The organism is Bounagaea algeriensis, assembly GCF_054491375.1.
Genome location: NZ_CM137102.1, coordinates 2,761,108 through 2,784,322, shown reverse-complemented (window position 1 = coordinate 2,784,322; position 23,215 = coordinate 2,761,108). Strand labels below are relative to the sequence as shown.

At 68.8% G+C, this 23,215-nt stretch carries 22 protein-coding genes and 2 pseudogenes; 4 read left to right on the top strand and 20 right to left on the bottom strand.

Annotation, left to right across the window (positions count from 1 at the left end):
- Positions 1-90: 90 nt before the first annotated feature.
- The 11 genes from ACVGV2_RS12540 to ACVGV2_RS12490 form a co-directional block, all read right to left on the bottom strand.
- Positions 91-1,305, bottom strand: a complete 1,215-nt coding sequence (locus ACVGV2_RS12540) for a CoA transferase (protein WP_459162553.1) — start codon at positions 1,303-1,305, stop codon at positions 91-93.
- Between the two features lie 51 nt (positions 1,306-1,356).
- The gene (locus ACVGV2_RS12535) at positions 1,357-2,568 is read right to left on the bottom strand and encodes an acetyl-CoA C-acetyltransferase (protein ID WP_459162552.1); all 1,212 of its coding nucleotides are present in this window, start codon (positions 2,566-2,568) and stop codon (positions 1,357-1,359) included.
- 18 nt (positions 2,569-2,586) lie between these two features.
- Positions 2,587-3,240: a 3-oxoacid CoA-transferase subunit B gene (locus ACVGV2_RS12530; protein WP_459162551.1), complete on the bottom strand. Its 654-nt coding sequence runs from the start codon at positions 3,238-3,240 to the stop codon at positions 2,587-2,589.
- Positions 3,237-3,989 (bottom strand): CoA transferase subunit A, encoded by a 753-nt coding sequence (locus tag ACVGV2_RS12525; protein WP_459162550.1) that lies wholly within the window; start codon positions 3,987-3,989, stop codon positions 3,237-3,239. Before ACVGV2_RS12525 ends, ACVGV2_RS12530 begins: the two co-directional genes overlap by 4 nt.
- A complete protein-coding gene (pcaD, locus tag ACVGV2_RS12520) occupies positions 3,982-4,767 on the bottom strand; it encodes a 3-oxoadipate enol-lactonase (RefSeq protein WP_459162549.1) in 786 nt (261 codons plus the stop codon). Before pcaD ends, ACVGV2_RS12525 begins: the two co-directional genes overlap by 8 nt.
- On the bottom strand, positions 4,764-5,246 hold the full coding sequence (locus tag ACVGV2_RS12515; protein ID WP_459162548.1) for a nuclear transport factor 2 family protein: 483 nt from the start codon (positions 5,244-5,246) through the stop codon (positions 4,764-4,766). Before ACVGV2_RS12515 ends, pcaD begins: the two co-directional genes overlap by 4 nt.
- 100 nt (positions 5,247-5,346) lie before the next feature.
- Positions 5,347-5,634 carry a muconolactone Delta-isomerase gene (gene catC / locus ACVGV2_RS12510; RefSeq protein ID WP_459162547.1) on the bottom strand — a complete coding sequence of 96 codons (288 nt, stop codon included), beginning with the start codon at positions 5,632-5,634 and terminating at the stop codon, positions 5,347-5,349.
- Positions 5,635-5,641: 7 nt separating this feature from the next.
- On the bottom strand, positions 5,642-6,763 hold the full coding sequence (locus ACVGV2_RS12505; protein WP_459162546.1) for a muconate/chloromuconate family cycloisomerase: 1,122 nt from the start codon (positions 6,761-6,763) through the stop codon (positions 5,642-5,644).
- A 68-nt stretch (positions 6,764-6,831) separates the two neighbouring features.
- The gene (gene catA, locus ACVGV2_RS12500) at positions 6,832-7,686 is read right to left on the bottom strand and encodes a catechol 1,2-dioxygenase (RefSeq protein ID WP_459162545.1); all 855 of its coding nucleotides are present in this window, start codon (positions 7,684-7,686) and stop codon (positions 6,832-6,834) included.
- Positions 7,687-7,708: 22 nt separating this feature from the next.
- Positions 7,709-9,298, bottom strand: a complete 1,590-nt coding sequence (locus tag ACVGV2_RS12495; RefSeq protein ID WP_459162544.1) for a 4-hydroxyphenylacetate 3-hydroxylase family protein — start codon at positions 9,296-9,298, stop codon at positions 7,709-7,711.
- Between the two features lie 54 nt (positions 9,299-9,352).
- On the bottom strand, positions 9,353-9,889 hold the full coding sequence (locus ACVGV2_RS12490) for a flavin reductase family protein (RefSeq protein ID WP_459162543.1): 537 nt from the start codon (positions 9,887-9,889) through the stop codon (positions 9,353-9,355).
- A 104-nt stretch (positions 9,890-9,993) separates the two neighbouring features.
- Between ACVGV2_RS12490 and ACVGV2_RS12485 the strand changes: the two genes are divergently transcribed.
- Complete coding sequence (locus ACVGV2_RS12485) at positions 9,994-10,797, top strand: IclR family transcriptional regulator domain-containing protein (RefSeq protein WP_459162542.1); 804 nt, start codon at positions 9,994-9,996, stop codon at positions 10,795-10,797.
- Between the two features lie 266 nt (positions 10,798-11,063).
- Here ACVGV2_RS12485 and ACVGV2_RS12480 read toward each other — a convergent pair whose 3' ends face one another.
- The 3 genes from ACVGV2_RS12480 to ACVGV2_RS12470 form a co-directional block, all read right to left on the bottom strand.
- A complete protein-coding gene (locus ACVGV2_RS12480; protein WP_459162541.1) occupies positions 11,064-12,059 on the bottom strand; it encodes an AraC family transcriptional regulator in 996 nt (331 codons plus the stop codon).
- Positions 12,060-12,314: 255 nt separating this feature from the next.
- A complete protein-coding gene (locus ACVGV2_RS12475) occupies positions 12,315-12,935 on the bottom strand; it encodes a flavin reductase family protein (protein WP_459162540.1) in 621 nt (206 codons plus the stop codon).
- 218 nt (positions 12,936-13,153) lie between these two features.
- A complete protein-coding gene (locus ACVGV2_RS12470; RefSeq protein ID WP_459162539.1) occupies positions 13,154-14,107 on the bottom strand; it encodes an MBL fold metallo-hydrolase in 954 nt (317 codons plus the stop codon).
- 687 nt (positions 14,108-14,794) lie between these two features.
- Between ACVGV2_RS12470 and ACVGV2_RS12465 the strand changes: the two genes are divergently transcribed.
- A complete protein-coding gene (locus ACVGV2_RS12465) occupies positions 14,795-16,195 on the top strand; it encodes a GntP family permease (RefSeq protein ID WP_459162538.1) in 1,401 nt (466 codons plus the stop codon).
- Between the two features lie 77 nt (positions 16,196-16,272).
- On the opposite strand, the gene ACVGV2_RS12460 is transcribed toward ACVGV2_RS12465, so the two are convergent.
- The 5 genes and pseudogenes from ACVGV2_RS12460 to ACVGV2_RS12440 all read right to left on the bottom strand — a co-directional run bounded on the left by ACVGV2_RS12460 (position 16,273) and on the right by ACVGV2_RS12440 (position 19,429).
- Positions 16,273-18,030: an amidohydrolase gene (locus tag ACVGV2_RS12460; protein WP_459162537.1), complete on the bottom strand. Its 1,758-nt coding sequence runs from the start codon at positions 18,028-18,030 to the stop codon at positions 16,273-16,275.
- A gap of 188 nt (positions 18,031-18,218) precedes the next feature.
- Positions 18,219-18,506 (bottom strand): SDR family oxidoreductase, encoded by a 288-nt coding sequence (locus ACVGV2_RS12455; RefSeq protein ID WP_459165974.1) that lies wholly within the window; start codon positions 18,504-18,506, stop codon positions 18,219-18,221.
- A pseudogene (locus tag ACVGV2_RS12450) lies at positions 18,445-18,627 on the bottom strand (SDR family oxidoreductase); the annotation flags it as partial. The gene ACVGV2_RS12455 and the pseudogene ACVGV2_RS12450, both read right to left, overlap by 62 nt.
- A gap of 54 nt (positions 18,628-18,681) precedes the next feature.
- Positions 18,682-19,095 carry a nuclear transport factor 2 family protein gene (locus ACVGV2_RS12445; protein WP_459162536.1) on the bottom strand — a complete coding sequence of 138 codons (414 nt, stop codon included), beginning with the start codon at positions 19,093-19,095 and terminating at the stop codon, positions 18,682-18,684.
- A gap of 121 nt (positions 19,096-19,216) precedes the next feature.
- Complete coding sequence (locus ACVGV2_RS12440) at positions 19,217-19,429, bottom strand: hypothetical protein (RefSeq protein ID WP_459162535.1); 213 nt, start codon at positions 19,427-19,429, stop codon at positions 19,217-19,219.
- A 275-nt stretch (positions 19,430-19,704) separates the two neighbouring features.
- Between ACVGV2_RS12440 and ACVGV2_RS12435 the strand changes: the two genes are divergently transcribed.
- Positions 19,705-20,460 (top strand): SDR family NAD(P)-dependent oxidoreductase, encoded by a 756-nt coding sequence (locus ACVGV2_RS12435; RefSeq protein WP_459162534.1) that lies wholly within the window; start codon positions 19,705-19,707, stop codon positions 20,458-20,460.
- 255 nt (positions 20,461-20,715) lie between these two features.
- On the opposite strand, the pseudogene ACVGV2_RS12430 reads toward ACVGV2_RS12435, so the two are convergent.
- A pseudogene (locus tag ACVGV2_RS12430) lies at positions 20,716-20,823 on the bottom strand (helix-turn-helix domain-containing protein); the annotation flags it as partial.
- Positions 20,824-21,500: 677 nt separating this feature from the next.
- Between ACVGV2_RS12430 and ACVGV2_RS12425 the strand changes: the two are divergent.
- On the top strand, positions 21,501-23,060 hold the full coding sequence (locus ACVGV2_RS12425) for an FAD-binding oxidoreductase (protein ID WP_459162533.1): 1,560 nt from the start codon (positions 21,501-21,503) through the stop codon (positions 23,058-23,060).
- The last annotated feature ends 155 nt before the right edge of the window (positions 23,061-23,215 follow it).

The window sequence follows — 23,215 nt, the reverse complement described above, 5'->3', positions numbered from 1 at the left end:
CGCTCCCGAATCGATGTCTGGCAGGACCGAGTAGCGGGATCTCCCTCTGGTGGTCCTCGGGCGATGTGCCCGGTCGTGGATGCGCTCCTGCTACGAGGGGCCGCCCACGACCGCTTGCTCGTGCAGCTGGGCGAGCTCGGCAGCTGACAGGTCGAGCAGGTCACCGAGGACGGTGTCGGTGTGCTCGCCGAGCTGCGGTGCTGGTTCCGCCGGCTGACGCGCCTGCCCGGCCAGCGACAGCGGCGATCCGGGAGCGAGGTGCTCGCCGATGCCGGGCTGGTCGATGTCGTCCATCATCGGATTGGCCCGCAGCGCTTGGCCGCCGCCGGAGAAGAGGTCGGTGAAGCTGCGGTAGGGCGAGCACAGCACCGAGGTCCGGTCCAGCGCCTCCTGCACGTCGGACAGCGGCCGGTTGGCGAACCACGGTTCGAGCAGCGCCGTGAGCACCTCGCGGTAGCGGTACCGGTCGCCTTCGGTGGAGAAGTCCGCCTTCAGGCTGCTCTCCAACGCCGCGATCGCCTCGGACAGGCCGGTGACCGCCACCAGGTCTCTCCAGTGCCGCGGAGTCAACGCCACCACCATGACCCGGTGACCGTCGGCGGTGGCGAAGTCGCGCGCGAAACTGCCGTAGAGGTGGTTGCCGACCTTGCCGCGGTCGACTCCGTTGACCTGCGCCTCGGCGAGGAATCCGAGATGTCCGGCCATCGCCAGCGCGACATCGGCCAGCGCGAGCTGGACCTGCTGGCCCTGCCCGCTGCGGAGGCGTTGCCGGTCGGCGGCGAGGATGGCCAGCGCGGCCTGCAGCCCGCAGGCCATGTCCCAGGCGGGCAGCACGTGGTTGACCGGGCCCGCGTGCTCGGGTGGCCCGGTGACGTGCGGGAATCCGGTCTCGGCGTTGACCGTGTAGTCCACGGCCGCGGAGCCGTCGTGGTGGCCCTGGATGCCGACGTGGATCAGATCGTGCCGCCGTTGGGACAGCTGCTCGTAGCTCAGCCAGGGTCTGCCGCCCTGGTTGGTCAGCACGATGCCCGCCTCCGGCCCGGGCGCGGTGATCAGGCGCGAGACGAGCTCCTGCCCCTGGTGCGAGCGCAGATCGGCGGTGATCGACCGCTTGCCCTTGTTGAGACCGGCCCAGTACAGCGAGGTGCCCGAGGAGGCCAGCGGCCAGCGGTCCCGGTCGGGGCCGCCGCCGATCGGGTCGACGCGGATCACCTCGGCTCCGAGCTGGGCCAGCGTCATCCCGCCGAGCGGCGCGGCCACGAAGCTGGACACCTCGACCACGCGCATACCAGTCAGCAAACTCACGGGAACTTCCTTCCGGATCTCGAGTGCACTCGGGGTGGACGAACGCGCGGCTCAGGCGAGGCGTTCGAAGACGGCGGCGAGGCCTTGTCCGCCACCGATGCACATCGTTTCCAGGCCGTAGCGGGCGTTGCGGCGGTGCATCTCCCTGGCGAGCGTGGCCAGCATGCGCACGCCGGTGGCGCCGACCGGGTGGCCGAGCGAGATGCCCGAGCCGTTGGGGTTGAGCCGCTCGTCGGCGGTCGGGTCGATGTGCCACTCGCGGGCCACGGCGAGGGCCTGCGCGGCGAACGCTTCGTTGAGCTCGAGGACGTCGAGGTCGTCGAAGCGCAGCTCAGCTCGTTCCAGCGCCGCCGCGGTGGCCGGCACGGGGCCGATGCCCATGGTTTTCGGTGCTACGCCGGCAAGTCCCCAGGAGACCAGTCGCACGAGCGGGCGCAGGCCGAGTTGTTCGGCGCGTTGCGGGGTGGTCACGACGCAGGCGGCGGCGCCGTCGTTCTGCCCGCTGGCGTTGCCGGCCGTGACGGTGGCTTCGGCGTCCTCGCGGCCGAGGACGGGGCGCAGTTGGGCCAGTGCCTCCGGGGAGCTGTCGGGGCGGACGTGTTCGTCGGCCTCGACGACGGTGGTGGATTTGCGGCCGTGCACGGTGACCGGTACGAGCTCGTCGGTGAACCGGCCCTCCTTCTGCGCGGCTGCGGCCTTGGCGTGCGAACGCACTGCGAGGGCGTCCTGCTCCTCGCGGGAGATCGCGTAGTCGCGCCGGAGGTTCTCGGCGGTTTCGAGCATGCCGCCGGGCACGGGGTGGTGACGTCCGCCGGCGGTGGTCCGACCGGCGGCGAGCGAGTCGGTGAATTCGAGGCTGCCGGCCTTGACGCCCCACCGCGGTTGGTGCGAGTAGTGCGCGGCGCGGGACATGCTCTCGGTGCCGCCGGCGAGCACCAGCGAGGCGCCGCCGGTCTGCACCATCATGGCCGCGTAGAGCACGGCCTGCAGCCCCGACCCGCAGCGGCGGTCGACCTGGATGCCCGGCACGGTGACCTCGAGTCCCGCATCGAGCGCGGCGACCCGGCCGATTGCCGGTGCGTCCATCGTCGGATAGCAATGCCCGAAGGCGACGTCGTCGACGCTGCCGGAGGTGATCCCGGTGCGCGCGACCAGTTCCCGCAACACCGTCGCGGCCAGGTCCTGGGCCGGCACGTCGCGCAGGCCGCCGCCGAGGCCGCCGACCGGGGTGCGCAGGGGTTCGCAGATGACAGCATCGACCATTCGGGGTTCCTCCGTTGCTCAGCGGGTGGCCGTGGTGGGCGCCTGGGTGTGCAGCGGCGCTGCGGTGGCCGCTTCGACCTCGGCTCGAGTGGTGCCGGGCGCGCATTCCGCGAGGACGAGGCCGTGCTCGGTCACGTCGATCACGGCCAGGTCCGTGATGATGCGGTCGATGCAGCCCCGGCCGGTCAGCGGTAGTGTGCAGCTTTCCACGATCTTGGGGGCGCCGTCACGGGTGACGTGCTCGGTCATGGCGATGACGCGTCGGGCCCCGTGGACGAGATCCATGGCCCCGCCCACGCCCTTGATCATCTTTCCCGGGACGGCCCAGTTGGCCAGATCACCGGTGGCGCTGACCTGCATGGCACCGAGCACCGCGACGTCGAGATGACCACCGCGAATCATGCCGAAACTCTCCGCGGACGCGAACGAGCTGGCTCCGCGCCGCACGGTCACGGTTTCCTTGCCCGCGTTGATCACATCCGGGTCGACCTCGTCCTCCTCCGGGTAGGCGCCGACGCCGAGCACCCCGTTCTCCGAGTGGATGATCACGGTGCGCTCCGGCGGGATGTGCGCGGGCACGCGGGTGGGCATGCCGATGCCGAGGTTGACGTAGGAACCGTCGGGGAGCTCGTCGGCGACGCGGGCGGCGAGCTGCTCGCGGGTGCGGCTCACGATGCCTCCCTGGTAGTGCGGAATTCGACCGGTTTGTCGATCTCGGGTACGGCCACCACGCGGTGCACGTGGATGCCGGGGGTGTGCACGGCGTCCGGATCGAGCTCGCCGGGCTCGACGAGGTGTTCGACCTGGGCGATGGTGACCCCGGCCGCGGCCGCGCAGTCCGGATTGAAGTTGCGGGCGGTGCGCCGGTAGACGAGGTTGCCGTGCCGGTCGCCCTTGAACGCGTGCACCAGCGCGTAGTCCGGGGTCAGCGCGTGCTCGAGCAGGTACTGCACCCCGTCGAACTCGCGGACCTCTTTCGCGGGCGAGGCCACGGCGACCGAACCGTCGGCGGCGTAGCGCCACGGCAACCCGCCCTCGGCGACCGAGGTGCCCACACCGGTCGGGGTGTAGAACGCGGGGATGCCGGCGCCGCCGGCGCGCAACCGCTCGGCCAGCGTGCCCTGCGGGGTCAGCTCGACCTCCACCTCGCCGGCCAAGTACTGGCGGGAGAACTCCTTGTTGTTGCCGATGTAGGAGCCGATCGTGCGGCGGATCCGCCCGGCGGCCAGCAGCGTGCCGAGCCCGAAACCGTCGACGCCGAGGTTGTTGCTGATGGTCTCCAGCTCAGTCGCGCCCTGCTCCAGCAGCGCGGCGATGAGCGCGGTCGGCACCCCGCACATCCCGAATCCGCCGACGGCCAGCGAGGCACCATCGGCGATGTCGGCGACCGCCTCGAGTCCGCTCGGGACCGTCTTATCCATGGCTCACCTCGCTGTGCGCGTCCGCGAGGTGCGCGGCGAGCTCGTGGTTGACCGCTCCGGGTGCCTCGGCGTTGAGCAGGTGCGCCGTGTTCGGCACGACGGCCAGCCGCGATCCCGGGACGGCATCGGTGATCTGCTGCAACATCGCGGGTGGGGTGGCGGGGTCTTCGGCGCCCGCCAGCGCCAGCGTCGGGACGCGGATCTCGCCCAGGCGTTCGCGCACGTCGAACGCGGCGATCGCCTCGCAGCACCCGGCGTAGCCCTCGGCCGCGGTGGCGCGCAGCATGGCCAGCAGCCGCTCGGTTTCGTCCGGCGCGTTGCGGGCGAAATCGTGCGTGTACCAGGTGCCGGGACGGGAGGCGAGCATGGCTTCGGTGCCTTCGGCGCGCACTTTCGCGGCGCGGTCCGGCCAGGCGGACGGGTCGGCGAACCGCGCGGCCGAGGCGCACACGGTCAGGCTGACGAGGCGGTCGCCGGCGTCGAGCGCGAGCTGCAGGCCGATGGCACCGCCGATGGAGACCCCGGCGTAGTGGAACCGTTCGATGCCGTGGCGCTCCAGCAGCGCGAGGACCTCGCCCGCCATTCCGGAGATGGTGTACGGCCCGGGTGCGGTCGGTGCCCCACCGTGGCCGGGCAGGTCGAACCGCACGATGCGGTACCGATCGGCGAGCGCGGCGACCTGGGCGTCGAACAGTCCGGTGGTGGTGCCCAGCGAGGGGCCGAGCACCACCACCGGGGCGTCGACCGGTCCGTCGAAAACGGGCTGCATGTCGGTCATGGGAGTGCTCCGTAGGTCTGCTCGGCGGATGCGACGGTGAACCGGCCGTGATCCCACCCGTCGGCCAGGGGCGCGAAGTAGTCGAACGCGACCTGCTTGCTGCTGTAGCGCCAGTGGCCGTCCCGGCGCACCAACTGGTCGTGGTAGGCACCCGCCGCCACGTGCGGGACGCCGTTCTGCACGCACGGCTGCCACAGCGCGGAGCGCACCTCGGCGGTGTCTCCGTCGATCGTGATCTCGTGGTTCGTGACGTGGTGCCAGAACGCGGTCAGCCCACCCTCGGCGAGCGTGCTGAAGAAGCGGCGAAGCTCGTCCTGGCCGCGGACGCGGTCGAGCCCGATGAACTCGCCGTCCGGGGTGAACAGTTCGACGAGTCCGTCCCAGTCCCCGCTGTCCAGCAGTCGGCAGTAGGCGGCGTCGAGCTGGCGGATCGCATCGATGTCCTCCAGCCGTTGCAGCCGTTGTTCGACGGCGCTCATCGCGGCTCCTTCCGATCGGTGAACTCCACGCACGGGCCGAAATCGACCGGTACTGCGCCAATCCCGCGCCACAGCGGAACCGCCTGCGCGACCGGCGCGCTCATGATTGCACCGCCAGATCCGAGGGGTGTTGCGTCAGCGCGGACACTTCGATGCGCATGAACGGGAACAACGGCAGGCCCGACAGGATCTGGTGCAGCTCGTCGGGCGATTCGACGTCGAGCACGCTGATGTTGCTGTACTGGCCGACGATGCGCCACAGGTGCGGCCATTTCCCGGCCCGCTGCAGTTCGAGCGCGCGTGCTTTCTCGTCGGCCAGGAGCTTCTCGCGCTCGGCCGGGTCGAGGTCGTGCGGGATGGCGACGTCCATCTTGACGTGGAACAACATGGTGGCATCAGCTCCTGGTGAAAGCTCGGACGGCGTCGGGGTCGAGCTCGACGCCGAGGCCCGGACCGTCGGGCAGGTGCAGCTCGCCGTTCTCGTAGCGCAGCGGATCGGTCAGCAGTTCCTCGCGCATGAGCAGCGGGCCGAACAGTTCGCTGCCCCAGGTGACGGCGGGGGCGGCGCAGGCCAGGTGCAGCGAGGCCGCGGTGCTGATCGGGCTCTCGATGGACGTAGCGCTGTAGCAGGGGATGTCCGCGGCGGCGGCGACCTCGGCGATGGCCTTGGTGCGCCGCAGCCCCCCGGATTTCGTGGTTTTGAGGGCGAAGACGTCGGCGGCGCGGTGCTCGGCGAGCCGCAGCGCATCGGCGGGCGTGCGCAGGCTCTCGTCGGCCATCACGGGAATCGGCAGTGTTTTGTTGATCTCCGCGAGCGTCTCGACCTGCTCGCCCGGGACGGGCTGTTCCACCAGGTCGACTCCGGCATCGGCCAGCTGCGGCAGGTGGGTCAGCGCGGTGAGCCGGTCCCACCGGGCGTTGATGTCGACGCGCACGCTCGCGACCCCGGCCAGCTTCTCGGCGACCGCGCAGACTCGGGCCATGTCGTCGGCCGGGGCTTGTGCGCCCATTTTGAGCTTGAAGCTGTGGTGGTGGCCGGCGTCGAGCTTGCCCAGTGCCTCCTCAGCGACGACCTCGGCGGATTCGGTGCCCAGCGCCCAAGTCACCGGCACCGAACGCCGGGTCAGGCCGCCGAGCAGCACGTGCACGGGGACGTCGAGGCAGCGCGCCCAGGCGTCGTGCAGCGCGACCTCGATCGCGGTCTTGGCGAAGAGGTTCGCGGCGACCACGTCGTCGATGTCGCGCTGGATGCCGGCGATGTCGTCGACGGTGCGGCCCAGCAGCAGGGGCGCCATGTAGCGCTCGATGACCAGCTGCATGGTCTCCACCGACTCGCCACCCCACCACGGACCGCCGGGCACGACGCCCTCGCCGACACCGGTGATCCCGCCTGCGGTGCGCACGAACACCAGCAGCACCGGCTGGGCGTCCATGCCGACACGAGCGAAGCGGTGCGCCCGCCGCAGCGGCACGTCCAGCAGCACGGTTTCGACGCGATCGACCTGCAGATCACTCACCACGGGGACTCTCCAATCAGACCGCGGGTGCTTGGCGGGACGGCCGGCAAGCACCCGCGAGTCGCAGGTCATGGGGATGGTTCGAGTACGAAGTCGTAATCCGAGCGGCGCCGACCATCGGCCTGCGGCCGCGGATCCAGGACCAGCTCGGGTTTGGTGGCCTCGGCGACATCGGTGTCCAGCCAGTCGCCCCCGGTGAAGTACAGCTGCGTGGTGATCGGCCGGTATCCCGGTGCGCGCACGATCAGGTGCAGGTGCGCCGGGCGCCACGGATGCCAGCCGGCGGCCTCGATGAGCTGTCCGGTCGGCCCGTCGGTGGGGATCTGGTACGGGGCCGGTTCGATCGTGCTGATCTCGAAGCGGCCGTCCGCATCGGCCACCACCACGCCGCGCAGGTTGCCCTCCGGAATGTGCGGAGCGAAACCCGAGTAGTAGCCCTCGTGGTCGGCGTGCCAGATGTCGAGCTCGGCGCCGGGAAGCGGGTTCCCACCGGTGTCGCGCACCTGCCCGGCGAACACCAGCGGAGTGCCCTGCTCGTCCGCGCGCATCGGCAGCGCGGTCACCGCGGGCAGTTTCGCCGCGTCCGGCAGGTAGTACGGCCCGAGGATGCTGCCCTTGCTGCCTTGCTGCTGCTGTGCGGCCACGTCCTCGACTTCGTGCTCGACGAACACGTCCAGGAACAGGGGCCACTCGCCACCGTCGCCGACGTCGATGAGCCACTGCTTGGCGGCCTGGAACTCCGGGTAGCTCACCTGGTGCTCGCGGATGGCCCCGTGTATTCCGGCCAGCATCGATCGCACCACAGTGGACACCCGTTGCGGGGAGACCGCCTCGGCTGCGGACTCTTGCCGGCTGGAGCGGAAGGCCTCGGTCGCCGAGGCACCGGAGCCCGCCGCCGTCGGGGATTGCTCTGCCTTCGTCATCGTTGTTTCCTCCTTCCGCTGCTCAGCGCGCGCCCCGGTCGGCAAAGCCGTCGTCGTTGTTGAACAGGTCCGGAACTCGCCAACCGTCCAGGTCGTACTCGGCCATGCACTGCTCGGCGAAGCCCTTCATCGCGTCTGCGCTGCCGGACTGTTGCGCGGCGGTGAGCAGTTCCGCGCGCACGCCTTCGTGGTTGCCGGAGTAGTTGCGTTCGTAGAGCTCGTGGCGGCCGCCGAATTCGCTGCCGATCGAGTCCCAGATCAGCTTCATGAGCTTGACCCGCTCGACCGAGTCCATCTCGCCGGTGCCGCGGACGTACTTGTCCAGGTACGGGCGGACCTCCGGGGACTGGAAATCGGCTGCGCTGGAGGGCAGGTAGATCAGCCCGGACCCGAGGTCCTGCATGATGATCTCGCGAACCCGGGGGTAGCCGACCGTCATGAACCAGCGGTAGGCCAACCCGTAGTCCAGGTGCGGCAACACCGAGCCGTGTGCCCACTCGTCCGGGTTCGCCGCCATGGCGTCGGAGAGGGCCCAGAACATGTTGCGCCAACCGATGACCTCCCCGACGCGGGTTTGGATGCCACGGAAGTCCTTCGTGCCGGTCGTTTCCACGCCCTTCATCAGCAGCCCGGCGATGAAGTCCAGCTTGACCGCCAGGCGCGTCACACCGTGGAAGGTGAACCGGTGCAGGAATCCTGACGTCGGGAAGAAGGTGCTCGCCTTTTCGGGATCGCCGTAGATGAACACGTTCTCCCACGGGATCTTGACCCGATCCAGGACGAAGATCGTGTCGTTCTCGTCGAACCGGCTCGACAGCGGGTAGTCGTACGGGCTGGAGGTGTCCGCCTTGTCCGAGTACCCGTTGCGGCAGATCAGCTTCATGCCCGGAGCACCCATCGGCACGGTGCAGACCAGGGCGAACTCGCGCTTCTTGATCGGCAGGCCGTAGTGGGCGATGAAGTTGTAGTGCGTGATCGCCGATCCGGTGGCCACGACCTTCGCGCCCGAGACGATCAGACCGTCATCGCGTTCCTCCTCCACGTGGATGAACACGTCCTTGACGTCGTCCGGGTTCTTGTTGCGATCCACCGGTGGGTGCACGATCGCGTGGTTCCAGTAGAGGCATTTCTCCTGGGACTCTTCGTACCACCGGCGCGCGTTGTCCGCGAACGGCTCGTAGAAGTCCGCGTTCGCACCGAGCGTGCCGAGGAACGAGGCCTTGTAATCCGGGCTGCGGCCCATCCACCCGTAGGACATCCGCGCCCACTCCGCGATCGCGTTGCGATCCTGGAACAGGTCGGAACTGTTGTGCGGGGTGCGGAAGAACGGGTGGGTGAACCCCGAACTGCCGGTGTCGGTCGGCGTGGTCAGCACGTCCTGCTTGTCCGGATCGTGCAGCGCGTCGTAGAGGCGGGCAGTGCTACGCACGACGTTGCGAAACGCCGGATGCGTGGTGACGTCCTTGACCTTCTCGCCGTACATGAAGACCTCGCGCCCGTCGCGCAGGCTCTCGATGTACTCCTCACCGGTGAACGGCCGCGAGGCCCACTCGCCGCCCTGCTTCGCAGCGGACTTCTGCGGGCTGGCTGGCACCTCTTCCTGGGTGGTCATGAAAGGCTCCTCCGAGTCGATTGTTTCGGGTGCTGCTGTCCAGGCAGACAGCGCTCAGGCCGGCAGTGGGAACCAGGACTGTTCGGGGCAGTCGCCGGATTCCAGCCATGGAAGGGTTTCGAAGACGGGACCGAGGTGGCGGAATCCACCGGCGTAGAACACCAGCGGATCTCCGGTGGTGACGTTGAAGTGTTGGACCTGGCCGAGGTGGAGCACGTGGTCACCGCCGTCGTAGGACCGCCACGGGGTGCACGAGATGGTGGCCAGCGCACCGGCCAGCTGCGGTGCCAACTCGGGGTCGGGCCGCTGCCACTCCGGCTCACCGCTCATCGGTTTGCCCGCGAAGTGCATCGCGACCTCGTCCTGCGGTTCGGTGAGCACGTTCACCGCGAACGGCGCTTCGTCGACGTAGCGGCAGATCTTCGTCTTGCGATCCAGCGAGACCAGCACCAGCGGTGGGTCCAGCGACACCGCGCTGAACGCGTTGACCGTCGCCCCGTGCGGCACGGAGTCCCCGTCGCAGGTGATCACCGTGACCCCGGTCGCGAAGTGCCCCAGGCAGCGTCGAAGTTCTCGAGCATCGACGGGCAAGGTTTGACACCTCCTCGTACACTATGTGTACATATCGAACGATTAGTGTCCGTATCGAGTTATAGTGCGGTGCTTCACACCGAGCTGTCAAGAAAGGGTCGGCCATGGCCTCAGCGAACGACGAGAGAAGCAGCCAGAACCACATCCAAGGCCTGGAGCGGGGGCTTGCGGTGCTCCAGGCGTTCAACGCGGAACATCCCACCCGGACGACGACCGAGCTCGCCACGGCGACCCAGCTGTCGCGCCCGGTGGTGCGCAGGGTCCTGCTGACCCTGCAACACCTCGGCTACGTGGCGACCTCCGGCGGGCGGTGGACCCTGACACCGCGAGTGCTCTCCATCGGGCAGCACTACACCGCCACCCACGCGCTGACCGAGCTGGCCCAGCCGCACTTGATGCAGCTGGCCGAGCGGACGGGCGAGTCCGCCACGCTGGCCACGCTGGACGGCAACGAAGTCGTGTACATCGCCAGGGTGCCGGTGCGGCGCGTGCTCAGCGTGACCGTGGCTCCCGGCACGCGAGCGCCCGTCCACGCCACGTCGCTGGGGCGCGTGCTGCTGGCCTGGGAGCCGGCTGAGCGGGTCGAACGCGTGCTCGCCGAGTCCGGGATGCCCCGCCTGACCCCGCACACGGTCACGGATCCGGCGCAGTTCCACGACATCCTCGCCACCGTGCGCCAACAAGGCTGGTCCATGGTGATCAGCGAACGCGAAGAAGGGCTCATCGCGCTCTCCGCACCCATCTGCGATCACGCCGGCGACGTCGTCGCCGCCGTCACCTCGTCCACCTCCGCCGGACGAGCGACGCCGGAAGGATTCCGCGAAGACGTCGTACCCGTGCTCACCGACACCGCGAAGCACATCAGTGCCGAGCTCGGCAACCACCCGTCCGGACCGCCGCTCGCATGACTCGAGCAGTTTCCCTGCTGTCCGGGGGTGTCGGCGACGTCGCCAGCTGATGATGGTGACGTCGCTGGCGAAGTGGCCGAGGTAGGTCCTGGGTTGGCGCGGGTCCAGGTGCATGACGTCTCCAGTGGCGATCGGGGGTCGCAGGACCCGGCCGCGGCGGGCGGGTCCCTTTCCCGGTCCGTGGGTGTCCGGAAGACTGGCCCACCGCGCCGCGCGGTGAAAGACGTCACCACCGCCATGTCCGCTGAGTGCGAAAGCACGGCGGCTCAGTGCGAAGCGGTGCGGAACTGCTGCCGCGCCCGGCGCGGTGTCATGTCGAAGCGGTTGCGGAAGGCGCGGCTGAAGTAGGTGTGCGAGGAGAACCCCACCCGCGGGGCGAGCTCGCCCAGGGCGAGGTCCTCGGCCTCGGAAGTGGTGAGCAGCTGCCACGCCCGGTCGAGGCGGCGGTCACGGATGTGGTCGCGCACCGTCAGGCCGGCTTCGGCGAACGCGCGGGCCAGGTGGCGCGGGCTGATGCCGACAGCGGACGCGACCTGCTGCGCGGACAGGTCCGGATCGGCCAGGTGCCGTTCGACGTAGTCCTTGGCCGCGGTCACGTAGCAGCGAGCCTCACCGGCCTGCCGGTGCACCACGAGGGGCCGGATGAGATCGAGCAGGCAGCGCTCGACGTCCGGACGAACCGGGGCCTGCGGCGCGCTGCCGTCCGCTTGCGGCGCCACCGTGGCGCGCACCAGCTTGGCCAGCGCGTGCGCGGTGGCCTCCGATCCGGACTCGAACGGGAAGATCACGGGTTCGCGCAGCGATTCCTCTCCGGTGAGCTCGCGGTAGACCGCGCGCGGAATCGTCAGCACCAGCTCTTCCAACCCGCGGGCGAACCCCCGGGTGAACGGCAGGTCCGTGTCGTACATGATGGCCTGGCCCGGCCGCAGCGACTCGGTGCCACCGCGGTGGAAGAAGAACGCCTCGCCCTGGGTGGCGAAGTACACCGCGACCGCGTCGCGGGGATTGTCACCGATGAACGACTCGGACCGCTCCACGATCTGCGGCGAACCGTTCACCTGCGCCAGACTCAAATGCGGCAGATGCAGGTTGATCTCACGCGCTTGCAACGGCGATTCGTCGATCGTACGGATGTCCAGCGGAATGAGAGCACGCGCGTTGTGGTGCTCCCACAAGCGCACGCGGCTCGCCGGCGCAATACCCCGCGTCGTGAAACGCAAAGCCCGCGGATGGACCAACTGCCCATCGTGCTGCTCCGACATGGCGCTACCCCCGCTTCCTACCAAGCCCCCGCCAATACGCTCAGCGTATGAATCCCCGGGGCAGTGGCACGCAATCGTGGCTGGGTACTATGCGGGCACGTCCGCCCTGCGTCAATGCCCCCGTTAGTGCGATACTCGGAACCCGTCTACCAGCGAGCGCAGTTCAGCAACGGGACCGAGCTCCACGCCATGCGACTGCTGGTGCCGGCGAGGAGAATCCGTTCCGGTGCGAGCCGTCTCGGCTACCGCAAGCGTTCATGTGCCGCGGACGTAGTGGCCCGGCCAGTCGGCGTGGCTGATGCGGGTGATCTCGCGCAGCTCACCGACCTCCGACCACTCGATACCCCCGAGCCGAGCGAGCGGCTGCAGGTGATCCACTGCGGGACGTCCGTTCACGAGCGCCGATTCGGCGACGGCCGCGTGCACCACGCGGCCGAAGACCACGGTGGACTCGCCGAGCCGCACAGTGCTGTGCAGCTCGCATTCCAGCGCCGCCGGCGACTCCGCCACCCGCGGCGGGCGAACCGCTTTCGCGCACTCGCGGTCCACCCCGACTTCGTCGAATTCGCTGACACCACGGGGAAAATCCGTCGCGGTGGCGTTGATCCGCTCGAACAGCCCGGAGGGGGCGAGGTTGACCACGAATTCCCGGGTCTCCTCGACGTTGCGCAGCGTGTCCTTGCGGCCGGCGGAGCTGAACTGCACGATCGGCGGCTCGGTGCAACTCACGTTGAAGAACGAGTACGGCGCCAAGTTGTCCACGTCGTCACCGGACGTGCTGGACACCCAGGCGATCGGTCGAGGGACGACCACCGAGGTCAGCAGCCGGTAACCGGCACGTCCGGTGAGGTCGGAAGGGCCGAGTTCGCTACGCACGACGCTAGTCTGCCGTAGCTGCGCGCCGCTGCCAAGCGCGTGGCGGCGCCTTTCGAGAGCTCAAGTTTCGGAGGGCCGGGGCGAGCCGCGCGGGGCAGAAGGCGTGGTTGTCCACCATGGAGGAATGGCCCCGGGCCGCTACCAACCAGAACTGGTGAGCGATTTCCGCCTGCGACAGCGCTCTCGCTGAGCTGTCGCGGGCGGACTGGCACCAGGCATCAGGCTACCGCGAAGCGCTGCAGGTCTTCGCCGATGACGACCGGTCCGTCGTAGCCGCGTTGCGCCCATTTCTGCCACATGTCGAGATCGAGGGAGGAATCACCAACCTCGGCGATGTGCGAGAGCACGAGCTTCTCGGCACCGGCTTGCTGCGCGACCGAGCCCACGTCCTCGACGAGGACGTGGGACTGCAGCATGTGCTCCTTCGCCGCAGGAGTAACGTTCTCGCCGTGGATCCCGATCGCCTCGTGCACGAGCAGATCGGTGCCCCGGGCGAGTTGGACGAGGTTGTCGCTTGCAGCTGTGTCGCCGGAAAACGTGACCGATCCGTACCTGGTGTCGAAGCGGAACGCGAAGGACGGGAACACGGGGCCGTGGGGAACGAGCGTGGCCGTAACGTGCACTCGATCGTCGCGCATCACCGTGAACGGGCGCATCCTCGGCGAGGTCTGCGCAAAACTGGCACCGACATCGGGCAGTTCGATCTCGCGGACGTCGACCATCTCGCGAACATCGCGGATGTGCGTGTCCCGGGAGAACACGTTGGTGCTGTATGCGTAAGCCTCGTGGAGCTTGGCGGTCATCTCGGCGGTACCCGGAGTGGGGCTGTCCGGATTGATCGTCGGCGCCTCGCCGCCGCCGAAGCGCGGCGACAGCCCGCCCGCCGGCCCGGGCCCGTAGACCGCGATCGGACCTGGCAGCGTGTCACCTTGCATGTTCGGGATGTGCCCACCGCCGAGGAAGAAGTTGTAGTAGTCCATCAGGTGGTCGGCGTGCAGGTGCGTCAGGAACAGGGAATCCAAGGACTTGAGCGGGATCCCCGCACGCACGTATTGCGTCGCGGCCGCGCGTCCGCAGTCGACGAGGTAGGAAGCTCCCTCCACGCGGAGCACCGAGGCGATTCCCGCGCGGGCTGCTTCGATCGGTGGTCCTGCCTGGGTCTCCAGCAACACCAGCTCCAGCGGGGAGGTCGGATCCGAGGCCGTCCGGGCAACTTCGGGTGCGTTCGATGACTTCTCGTGTCTCGTTCCGGCGCCTCCGGTGGAGCAGGCCGACAAACCCGCTACGGCGGCAAGTCCGCCCGCACCGAGGAGCATTCGGCGTCGGCTCGTGCCGGACGGTTCCGTTGATGCGCAGCCTGTGCACATGCACGCCTCCGCAAGCTTGTACGCATAGTGGGCAATCCGTACGCATGGCAGATAGCGGAGATCATGAGCTAAACCACATGGCGTGTCAACGGAGGAACGTCCGCAAGCGGGCGGATGGCCGCGTGGTTGCGCACGAGCGCGCGATCGGCGTAGTGGTACTCGCTGCCGCCCGCGCGGGTGAAGGCGTAGACCGTTCACGCTGACGTGGGGCGTGATTGGTTCGTACTGCGTACTGCGTACCGCGAGCTCGGGGTCCTCCGCGCATCGCACTGATGTGGCTTGGTGGCGAGGTGCCGAAACAGCATCAGCTGTCGATGCCGGCGCGTGCGGCGAGGTGCTCGCGCTGCCGGAGATCACCGTCTACCGGATCCTGCGCTTCTGTGTTTGGATCACGTGGGCTGACAACGCGGGAAGCGTGCGGGGACGTGGCGGGAGCAGCGCGGCACCCCGTCGTGACGGTCCCGTGACGACGTGGCGAGAGGGTTTGGCGCAATGGTTGTGTTGCATGCGGCGATCGCGATCGCCGCGGTCATCGCGCTGATATTGGTGGTGCGGGTCGATCCGGTCATCGCGCTCGTCGTCGGATCGGTCTACTTGGGGCTGGCAGCTGGGCTGGGCTTCGAGAAGACCATCACGACGATCGCTGAGGGCTTCGGCGACATCATGGCCGAAGTGGGCCTGCTCATCGGATTCGGTGTGCTGCTGGGCTCCCTGCTGCACGAGTTGGGTGCGTTGCGGCAGGTCGTCGAGAAGTTGCTGAGGGCGCTCGGCGCGCACAAGCTGCCGTACGCGCTGGCCGTCGCGCTGAGCACCGTCTTTCCCGCCATCTACGTGGACGTTCAGCTCGTGCTCGCCGCACCGCTGGCACGATCGGCCGCGCCGCACCTGGGACGCAACGGGCTCGCGATGATGGGCGGCGCGCTGACCACGGGCATCCTCGTGGGTTACGTGTTCGTCGTACCGGGTCTGGGAACGGTGGCGATCGCTGGACTGCTGAACGTCCCGCTGGGCACGATGCTCTTGTACGGCTTCGTGCTCGGCCCGCTGACCGCGCTGCTGACCGTGTTCCTCTACAGCCGTCTGCTCCAGCGCGGGTTCTGGAACAAGCACAAGGACGAAATCGAGGGCGCCGGTCCCGAGAACCTCGGCGAGGACGCCGAGCGCGGGCCTGCGCCCGTCGAGCCGGGCGGCTCCGAGGGGGCGCCGACCGCGGTCACCGAACGGCCGGTGCGCACGCTCCCGCGGCTGTCCGTGTCGTTGTTGCCCATCGTGATCCCGCTGCTGATGATCGCCGCGGGCGCGATCGCGGAGGCCGTTGGAGTGAGCTCCGATGTGCTCGCGTTCCTCGGCGACCCCGTGTTCGCGCTGTTCGTCGGTCTCCTCGGTGCTTACGTCATGGCGCGCAGAGTGCTCGGCGGCCAACGGGTCCTCGACACGATGACGCGGGGTTTCAACTCCACCGGTCAGATCCTGCTGGTCACCGGTGTCGGCGGTTCGCTCGGTGCGGTCATCGAAGAGACCGCGCTCGACGGCGTCCTGTCCGGCATGTTCTCCGCGGACGCGGGCGTGCCGGCCGTGGTGACGATCCTGCTCGCATGGCTGGTGGCAGCGGTCCTGCACTTCGCCATCGGGTCGATCTCCGTGGCGGGCATCGCCGCGGCCGGCATCATCGCCCCCATCATGGGCGGCCTCGGCATCCCGGCCGAAGTGCTCGCGCTGGCAATAGGTTCGGGCGCGCTGTTCGCGCTTCAGCTGAACAGCAACTTCTTCTGGATGTTCCAGTCGCTGCTCGGAGTCACCACCAGGGGAACGCTGAAGGCGCTGACGTTCGTGACTTCCTTGGCGTCACTGGTCTCGCTGGTCCTGATCATGGGTGTGGGGTTGGTGTTGTGAACACCGCAACTGGTGGTGAACGTCCTCCCGGCCGCGGCCTCGCCTGCTGCGAGCAGATCATCGGTCGCGTCAGCCGCTCATTCCTTGGGTGGGATGTTCGCCGGTGGTAGGTCCGGACCGATGGGCGAGTACTTCTCCTGGGCCACGATCCGCGGTGGCGGCCAGGTCACGCCCTCCGGTGGCCAGCTCTGCTGCGTGCGGTTCAAGAACCACTCCGGCGGCCGGTGCACCGGAGGTTGGTAATCCTCGGGGAGCAGGCTGCGCCACGTCGTCTTCCTGGTGCGCGCGGCGTGCTCCTCCTTCAGCCCGCGCAGCAGCTCGGGCTGGGTGAGCAGGTCCACGCTGACCGCGGCCAGGTAACGGGCTGCCGCAAGCATAGCCACGTGCCCGGCGTGGGAGCCGGTCGCGCCGGTGCGCAGCCAGGAGTGGTTCTTGGTGCCGATGGGGATGCCGGCCGTGCCCATCCGGATCGTGGGTACGTTCCAGCTGATGTCGGCCACGTCGGTGGAACCGCCGCCGGTGTAGACGTTCTCCGGTGGTTTCAGCTCGCTGATCGCGCCGTCGAAGCCGGTCGGCTCCACGCCCACGCTCTCCTGCAGTCCGCGGCCGTAGCGCTGGTCGGCCTCGGAAAACACCGGCGGACCCACCTGTCGCATGTTGTCGTGCATGAGCTCCGCGCCCAGCTGCAGCGGCAGCACGTTCCACACCGCGGCCGTGGTGCGGTGATGCATCTGCGTTTGAGTGGCCAGCGCGGCCCCTCGGGCGCAGTCGATGATCTTCTCGGACAGGATCCGCACCCGTTCGGGGCTGCCCTCGCGCACGAAGAACCAGATCCCGGCCAACGAGGGGTTCACGTTCGGCACCGCTCCGCCGTCGGGGATCGTGAAGTGCAGCCGCGCGGTGCCGTCCATGTGCTGCTCGCGGATCATGTCGCTGAGCAGCGCGGTGGCCCGGGCGGCGTTCAGTGCGCTCTTGTTGCCCAGCGGACTGCCGCCGTGCCCGTTGGTGCCGGTGAAGTTGAAGGCGATCGAGCGCAGCGCGTTCGACGAACTCCAGCCGGCGCTGTTCGTGCTCGAGGGGTGCCAGTCGACGAACGCGTCGAGTCCGTTGTAGACACCTCGCTTCACCGCGTAGGCCTTGCCCACCACTTGTTCCTCGGCGGTGGAGCCGAAGAACTTCAGCGCGCCGTCGAGCCGGTGTCGCTTCATCGCCTGCGCCACCGCGACCGCTCCGCCTGCTGCGGCCGCCCCCAGCGCGGAGTGGCCACAGCCGTGGCCGTAGCCGTAGTTGGGGGTGTACGGGTCGTCGTCGTAGACCAGCGGGTCGTGCTGGGTGGAGTCGGGCTTCTGCGACAGCTGCGGCAGCGCGTCGTATTCCCCGCTGAAACCGATCACCGGCTTGCCGGTGCCGTGACTGAACGTGGCCACGAACGTGCTCGGCAACCCGCCGGCGCCCCACTCGATGGTGAACCCGTGCTTGCGCAGGAAATCGGCTTCGGCCAGCGCCGAGTTCCACTCGGCCAGCGACGGTTCGGCGTATTCCCAGATGCGGTCGTTGAGGCCGATGATGTCCTGGTCACCGCGGTCGATCCAGTCCAGCGCGCCCGCTTTGGCGGGGCTGTCCTTGGCCAGGCCGGACGGCGGCTCGTAGTCGTCGGCGTTCGGGTTCTTCGCCTCGGCGGCCAAGCCGGTCGTGGCCGCCATCGCCGGATCGGCCATGCCCGCCCCGATGCCCAGGCCGGCGGTGACCGCACCCGCTGTGCCCGCTCCGGCCAGACCCAGAAAACCGCGGCGGCACATCCCGTCGTTGGGTTCGAGATGATCGGTGTCACACACAGGCGTTCCTCCTGTCCTCGCCGCAGGCGAGTCAGTACGGGGAAGCTGTCGACCGGTGCGCGCCCACCATGCAGGAGAAAGCAGTCTCCACGTTGACGAATTTACTTTATAGACAGCCGTGTTCGGGCGTCAATCAGATCCGATTGGGACGATCGAGTGGTTCCGGAGCATATCGACCGTTGCGCTCATCACTGGTCGATGCCCTGTGCGCTCCAGCCACCGTCGATCGGGGTCACGACACCGGTGATGAACGACGCGGCAGGGGTTCCGAGGAAGTGGGCCAGCTCGGCGACCTCGGCGGGTTCGCCGAAGCGGTTTATCGGTATCCTGCTGAGAAACGCGCTCTCGTCGAACACACCGCGACGCATGAACTCGGTCGACAGTTCCGTGGTGATCGGTCCGGGGGGCGATGCCGTTGACGCGGATCCCCCGCGGTGCCCATTCCGCCGCGAGGTCGCGGACCAGGCCGGCCACACCGGCTTTCGCCGCACCGTACGCCGTCCGCTGCGGGAAACCCACGATTCCGTTGAGCGAGGACATCATCACGAGGGCGCCGCTGGACGGCATCCGCGCGGCGGCTTGTTGCGCGCCGATCATCGTGCCGCGATGGCGGCCCCGATTCCCCGCGCGGCGCCGGTGACGACGACGGCCTCAGGCATCGCGCGGCTCCATCCGGAAGGTTTGCTGGACATCGATGCGTTTGCGGGCGAGGCGCATCTCCGCGTCGAAGGGCACGAGCAGATCCTCGTACTCACCGAAGATCGCGATCGCGTCGTTGGTGGTACGGGAGACGGCCTGGAAACAGGACGTCGCGGCGAGCCCGCCGGCACGTGGTTGCACGAGGAGGTTGGTGATCAGGTGCTTGCTCCACACCGTTGGTCCCTCGAAAACCCGCCGGTAGAACGTGAGCACCGCGTCCTTCCCCTCGCGCGCGCCGTCGGCGCGTTCCAGCACCACGTCCTCGGTGAACACCTCCGCGAGCAGTTCCGCGTCGCCGCGGTCCACGGCGCGGGCGTACCGGTGCAGAGCCGTCTGCGCGATCGCGATGTCCTCCGGAGTGCTCATGCGGATCCTCCTCGCACGGTGGCAGACTCACGAGCGGTGCCGAGTGGTCGGCCGCCCAGGTGCCGACGGGGGAGCAGCAGCACCAGACCGATGCCGATCGCGGCGGGGATCATGGTCGCCATCAGCATCCGGCGCGCCTGCCGAGCAGGTCGGTAGCCAGTCCGCAGATCAGCGTGCCGACGAGCATTCCCATGAACGCGTAGCTCGCGATCAAAACCGTTTGCACCGGATCGAGGTCCCACGCCTCGTACTCGAGCAACGCCGGGATAGTGGTCGCGAAGGCGGACAGGTCGTAACCATCGAAGATCACCGCGCAGCAGCAGATGACGGCCACGAGCGTTCCGCTGCTGGTGCCGGTACCCGCAGTGGATGATCTCCCCACGTGGGTCCTCCTCTGCCTCGACGGTATCGAGCCGGACCCGGAAGCCCGATGAAGACCATGACAATTATGACAAGGAATGTCCAGCGGTGTCCGTTCTCCGCGCGTGGCGGTGGCCCGGCTCCTGATCGGAGCCGAAGTGCGTGTCGGCGAGAGCCTCGCTTGCGGCCCGAAACATCGTTATCATAATCATGTTCTGAGTTCGCTCGTCGGAGCGTGGGGAGGCCGCTATGGCACGGTACGACGTCGGGGACCGGTCTGCGATCGTCACGGGAGGCGGGTCCGGGATCGGCAGGGCCGTGGCACACGAGCTCGCCGACAGCGGGGCATCGGTGCTGGTGGCGGACATCGCTGCGGACGGGGCTGAGGCGGTAGCGGCGGAAATCGCTTCGTCAGGGGGGATTGCGAAACCGCACGCCGTCGATGTCACCGAAGTGCAGGACGTCGAGGCGATGGTTGCAGCGGCTGGGGATCTGGGCCCACTGCGCATCGCGGTGAACAACGCAGGAATCGGAGGGCAGGCCGCTCCCATAGCCGATACCGATGTTGACGACTGGCGCAGGGTCGTCGATGTCGACTTGAACGCGTTGTTCTACTGCATGCGAGCGGAGATTCCCGCGATGACCGCAGCCGGTGGTGGGTCGATCGTGAACATGGCTTCGGTGCTGGGGTGTGCCGCGTTCGAAACCCAGGCTTCCTACGTGACGGCCAAGCATGGTGTCGTCGGCATCACCCGCAACGCGGCGCTCGAGTACTCGCGCGAGGGTGTGCGGGTCAACGCCGTTGGTCCAGGATTCATCCGGACTCCGTTGTTGGAGACCAGCCTCGATGCGGAGGCACTGGAACTCCTGCGCGGGAAGCACGCTGTCGGCCGCCTCGGCACACCCGAGGAAGTGGCGAGCCTGGTCACCTTCCTCGCCAGCGATGCCGCTTCGTTCATCACCGGCGCTTACCACCTCGTCGACGGTGGATACGCAGCCCAGTAGGCGAATCTTCCCGGTTGGTGCGGGCGGCCGCGCGAAGCAGGGTGATCCTCCCGAGGCGTTCCTGCACGATCTCACTGCCGCCCGTGCGCGCGGAGCGCCGATGCGCGGACCGACCTTCGCCGCACGGGGACGGATGTCCTCGAGGATCGCGGCGACTTCGTTCCTCCGTGCCGACGTTCGCACGTGAACGTCCGAGCTGACTCGTTGCACGAACGTGCGGTCCGCCGGCTCGGTCATGCGGACCCGGTAGCGACCGGGGGTGGTGCCGACGTACTTGCGGAACACCCGAGTCATGTGGCTCTGGTCGGAGAAGCCGCAGCGTGCCGTGATGTCGACCAGGGGCGCGCCGGTGCGGGACAACATCGTCTCGGCCTGACGGCGTCACGTTGACGCCGGCCTGCTTCGCTCCCTCGGACGGATGCCGCGGCGCCGAACCCTGAGCGACATGGGCGGTGAGCTTGCGGCGACTTGCGGCCGAGCCCACGGCGAATCCCCACCACGGGTGTGGAGAACTGACCTCGCGTACGCTGGCGACGCTCCTTCGCATTCGTGGACGGACGAGCTCCGATGGCGCCCGTGCAGCCGGAACAGCTCCGCGATGCCGTTCACGGTGATACGTCGTTGCCCTGCTCGGTTGTTCCGATCTGAAACACCGACGTGACGACGTTCGGGCGAGCGAGGCCAGGGTTGGCCAACGGCTCGGGGTGTCCGGGAAGCCGGCGCTTCGTGCGATGGTCCGTTGTCCGGCGTCAGATACCGCGGCTCGGGTTGCTTCGGGTCCGCAGGGCACGGGTTGCGCAGGGCAGTCGAACGCCTGGCAGGTGCGACCGCGCGGTGTGTGCTCACCTCAAGCAGGGATATCGCATCTGGGCAGGGCCGCGTGTGGACGTGAGTTCGGTGTGGGAGCGGTTCCGCTCGAAGGTGCCGAGCTGGGGCACTGGTGCGCCACTGGGACTCCGCAGTGGATCTTTCACGCTTTTCCGTTCCCCGGTGGGGGTGCGTGGTAGTTTCTCCGCCGAGCCGAGGGAGGTGGTGCGGTGATGCGTTCCTGGTGGGGTTGGGGAGCGGTTGAGGTCGCCGTGCGAGGCGACGAGCTGGACAGCTTGCTCAACCGGGTCGCCGAGCTGCTACCGGGAGCCGAGCTGCGCGATCATCCGCCGCCGGAGATCTCCGCTCTCGACCTGCCCGAACCTCGGGTGGGCGCACCTGAGTCGCTGGTGCACCTGTGCTCTGGCGAGCCGGGCGACCGCGCTGCGCACGCCCACGGCAAGTCGTTCCGCGACGTGGTGCGCAATCTGCACGGCGACCTGCAGCACGTGCCCGACCTCGTCGCCCGTCCGCGGACCGAGCAGGACGTCGTCGACCTGCTCGATTGGTGCACGCGCGCCGGTGTGGCCGTGATCCCCTACGGCGGCGGTTCGTCGGTGGTCGGCGGGATCGAGCCGCGGTGCCCGGACTTCCCGGGCGCGGTCACCCTCGACATCGGGTACCTCGATCAGGTCGCCGAGATCGACGCCACCGGCCTCGCCGCCCGCATCCAGGCCGGCGCGCTCGGCCCGAGCCTGGAGGGCGCGCTGCGGCCGCACGGGTTGACGCTGCGGCACTTCCCGCAGTCCTTCGAGTTTTCCATGCTCGGCGGCTGGCTGGCGACCCGCTCCGGCGGGCACTACGCCACCTTGCTCACGCACATCGACGACATGGTCGAGTCGATCCGGGTGGTGTCGCCGAGCGGCATCGGCGAGTCGCGGCGGCTGCCCGGATCCGGCGCCGGACCCTCTCCCGACCGCCTCTTCCTCGGTTCGGAGGGCGCGCTCGGTGTCATCACCGAGGCTTGGATGCGGGTGCGGCGCCGGCCGCGCTGGCGCGCAGGCGCATCGGTGCGCTTTGACGACTTCACCGCGGCCGTCACCGCGACCCGGATGATCGCGCAGAGCGGGCTGAACCCGGCGAACTGCCGGTTGCTCGACCCCGGCGAGGCATTCCTCAACGCGGGCAGCTCGGTCGGTGGCGGCGTGCTCGTGCTCGGTTTCGAGTCCGCTGACCATCCGGTGGATGCCGCGCTGGAGCGGGCCGTCGAGCTGTGCCGCGACCACGGCGGCACGCCGTCCGAGTCGGACGGTTCGGGCGCGGACCGGACGTGGCGCTCCGCGTTCCTGCGCATGCCGTATCACCGGGACGCGCTCGCCCGCCGCGCACTGATCGTGGAAACCTTCGAGACGGCCTGCACCTGGGATCGCTTCGACGAGCTGCACCGCGCCGTGACCGAGCAGGCCAACCGCGCCCTGCGCGAGATCACCGGAACCGGATTGTTGACTTGCCGGTTCACCCACGTCTACCCGGACGGTCCCGCCCCGTACTACGGCATCTACGCGCCTGGCAGGTGGGGCAGCACCGTGGCGCAGTGGGACGAGATCAAGGCCGCGGTCTCCGAGGTGATCGACGCGCACGGCGGCACGATCACCCACCACCACGCCGTCGGCCGCGACCACCGCCCGTGGTACGACCGCCAGCGGCCCGATCCGTTCGCCGCAGCCCTCACCGCCGCGAAGCAGTCCCTCGACCCCGCAGGCGTGCTCAACCCCGGCGTCCTCATCGGCTGAGCGCCGCGGACCATCGCACCGCAGTGCCCGGGCAGGTGCCTCGGCGGCCATGAAATCGGCCAGGCTGAACGGCAACGGGTCGGCGTCGACCTCGATCGCGGACTGCAGGCGGTGGATGCGCTCGCCGACCCCGGTGCGTTGCCTCGAGCTCCTCG

What these genes read in the sequence shown, in the direction of transcription:
- ACVGV2_RS12535 (WP_459162552.1), bottom strand. Translation starts at nt 2,568, where the DNA reads ATGGTCGATGCTGTCATCTGCGAACCCCTGCGCACCCCGGTCGGCGGC.
- ACVGV2_RS12525 (WP_459162550.1), bottom strand. Translation starts at nt 3,989, where the DNA reads ATGGATAAGACGGTCCCGAGCGGACTCGAGGCGGTCGCCGACATCGCC.
- pcaD (WP_459162549.1), bottom strand. Translation starts at nt 4,767, where the DNA reads ATGACCGACATGCAGCCCGTTTTCGACGGACCGGTCGACGCCCCGGTG.
- ACVGV2_RS12515 (WP_459162548.1), bottom strand. Translation starts at nt 5,246, where the DNA reads ATGAGCGCCGTCGAACAACGGCTGCAACGGCTGGAGGACATCGATGCG.
- catC (WP_459162547.1), bottom strand. Translation starts at nt 5,634, where the DNA reads ATGTTGTTCCACGTCAAGATGGACGTCGCCATCCCGCACGACCTCGAC.
- catA (WP_459162545.1), bottom strand. Translation starts at nt 7,686, where the DNA reads ATGACGAAGGCAGAGCAATCCCCGACGGCGGCGGGCTCCGGTGCCTCG.
- ACVGV2_RS12495 (WP_459162544.1), bottom strand. Translation starts at nt 9,298, where the DNA reads ATGACCACCCAGGAAGAGGTGCCAGCCAGCCCGCAGAAGTCCGCTGCG.
- ACVGV2_RS12485 (WP_459162542.1), top strand. Translation starts at nt 9,994, where the DNA reads ATGGCCTCAGCGAACGACGAGAGAAGCAGCCAGAACCACATCCAAGGC.
- ACVGV2_RS12480 (WP_459162541.1), bottom strand. Translation starts at nt 12,059, where the DNA reads ATGTCGGAGCAGCACGATGGGCAGTTGGTCCATCCGCGGGCTTTGCGT.
- ACVGV2_RS12465 (WP_459162538.1), top strand. Translation starts at nt 14,795, where the DNA reads ATGGTTGTGTTGCATGCGGCGATCGCGATCGCCGCGGTCATCGCGCTG.
- ACVGV2_RS12445 (WP_459162536.1), bottom strand. Translation starts at nt 19,095, where the DNA reads ATGAGCACTCCGGAGGACATCGCGATCGCGCAGACGGCTCTGCACCGG.
- ACVGV2_RS12435 (WP_459162534.1), top strand. Translation starts at nt 19,705, where the DNA reads ATGGCACGGTACGACGTCGGGGACCGGTCTGCGATCGTCACGGGAGGC.
- ACVGV2_RS12425 (WP_459162533.1), top strand. Translation starts at nt 21,501, where the DNA reads ATGCGTTCCTGGTGGGGTTGGGGAGCGGTTGAGGTCGCCGTGCGAGGC.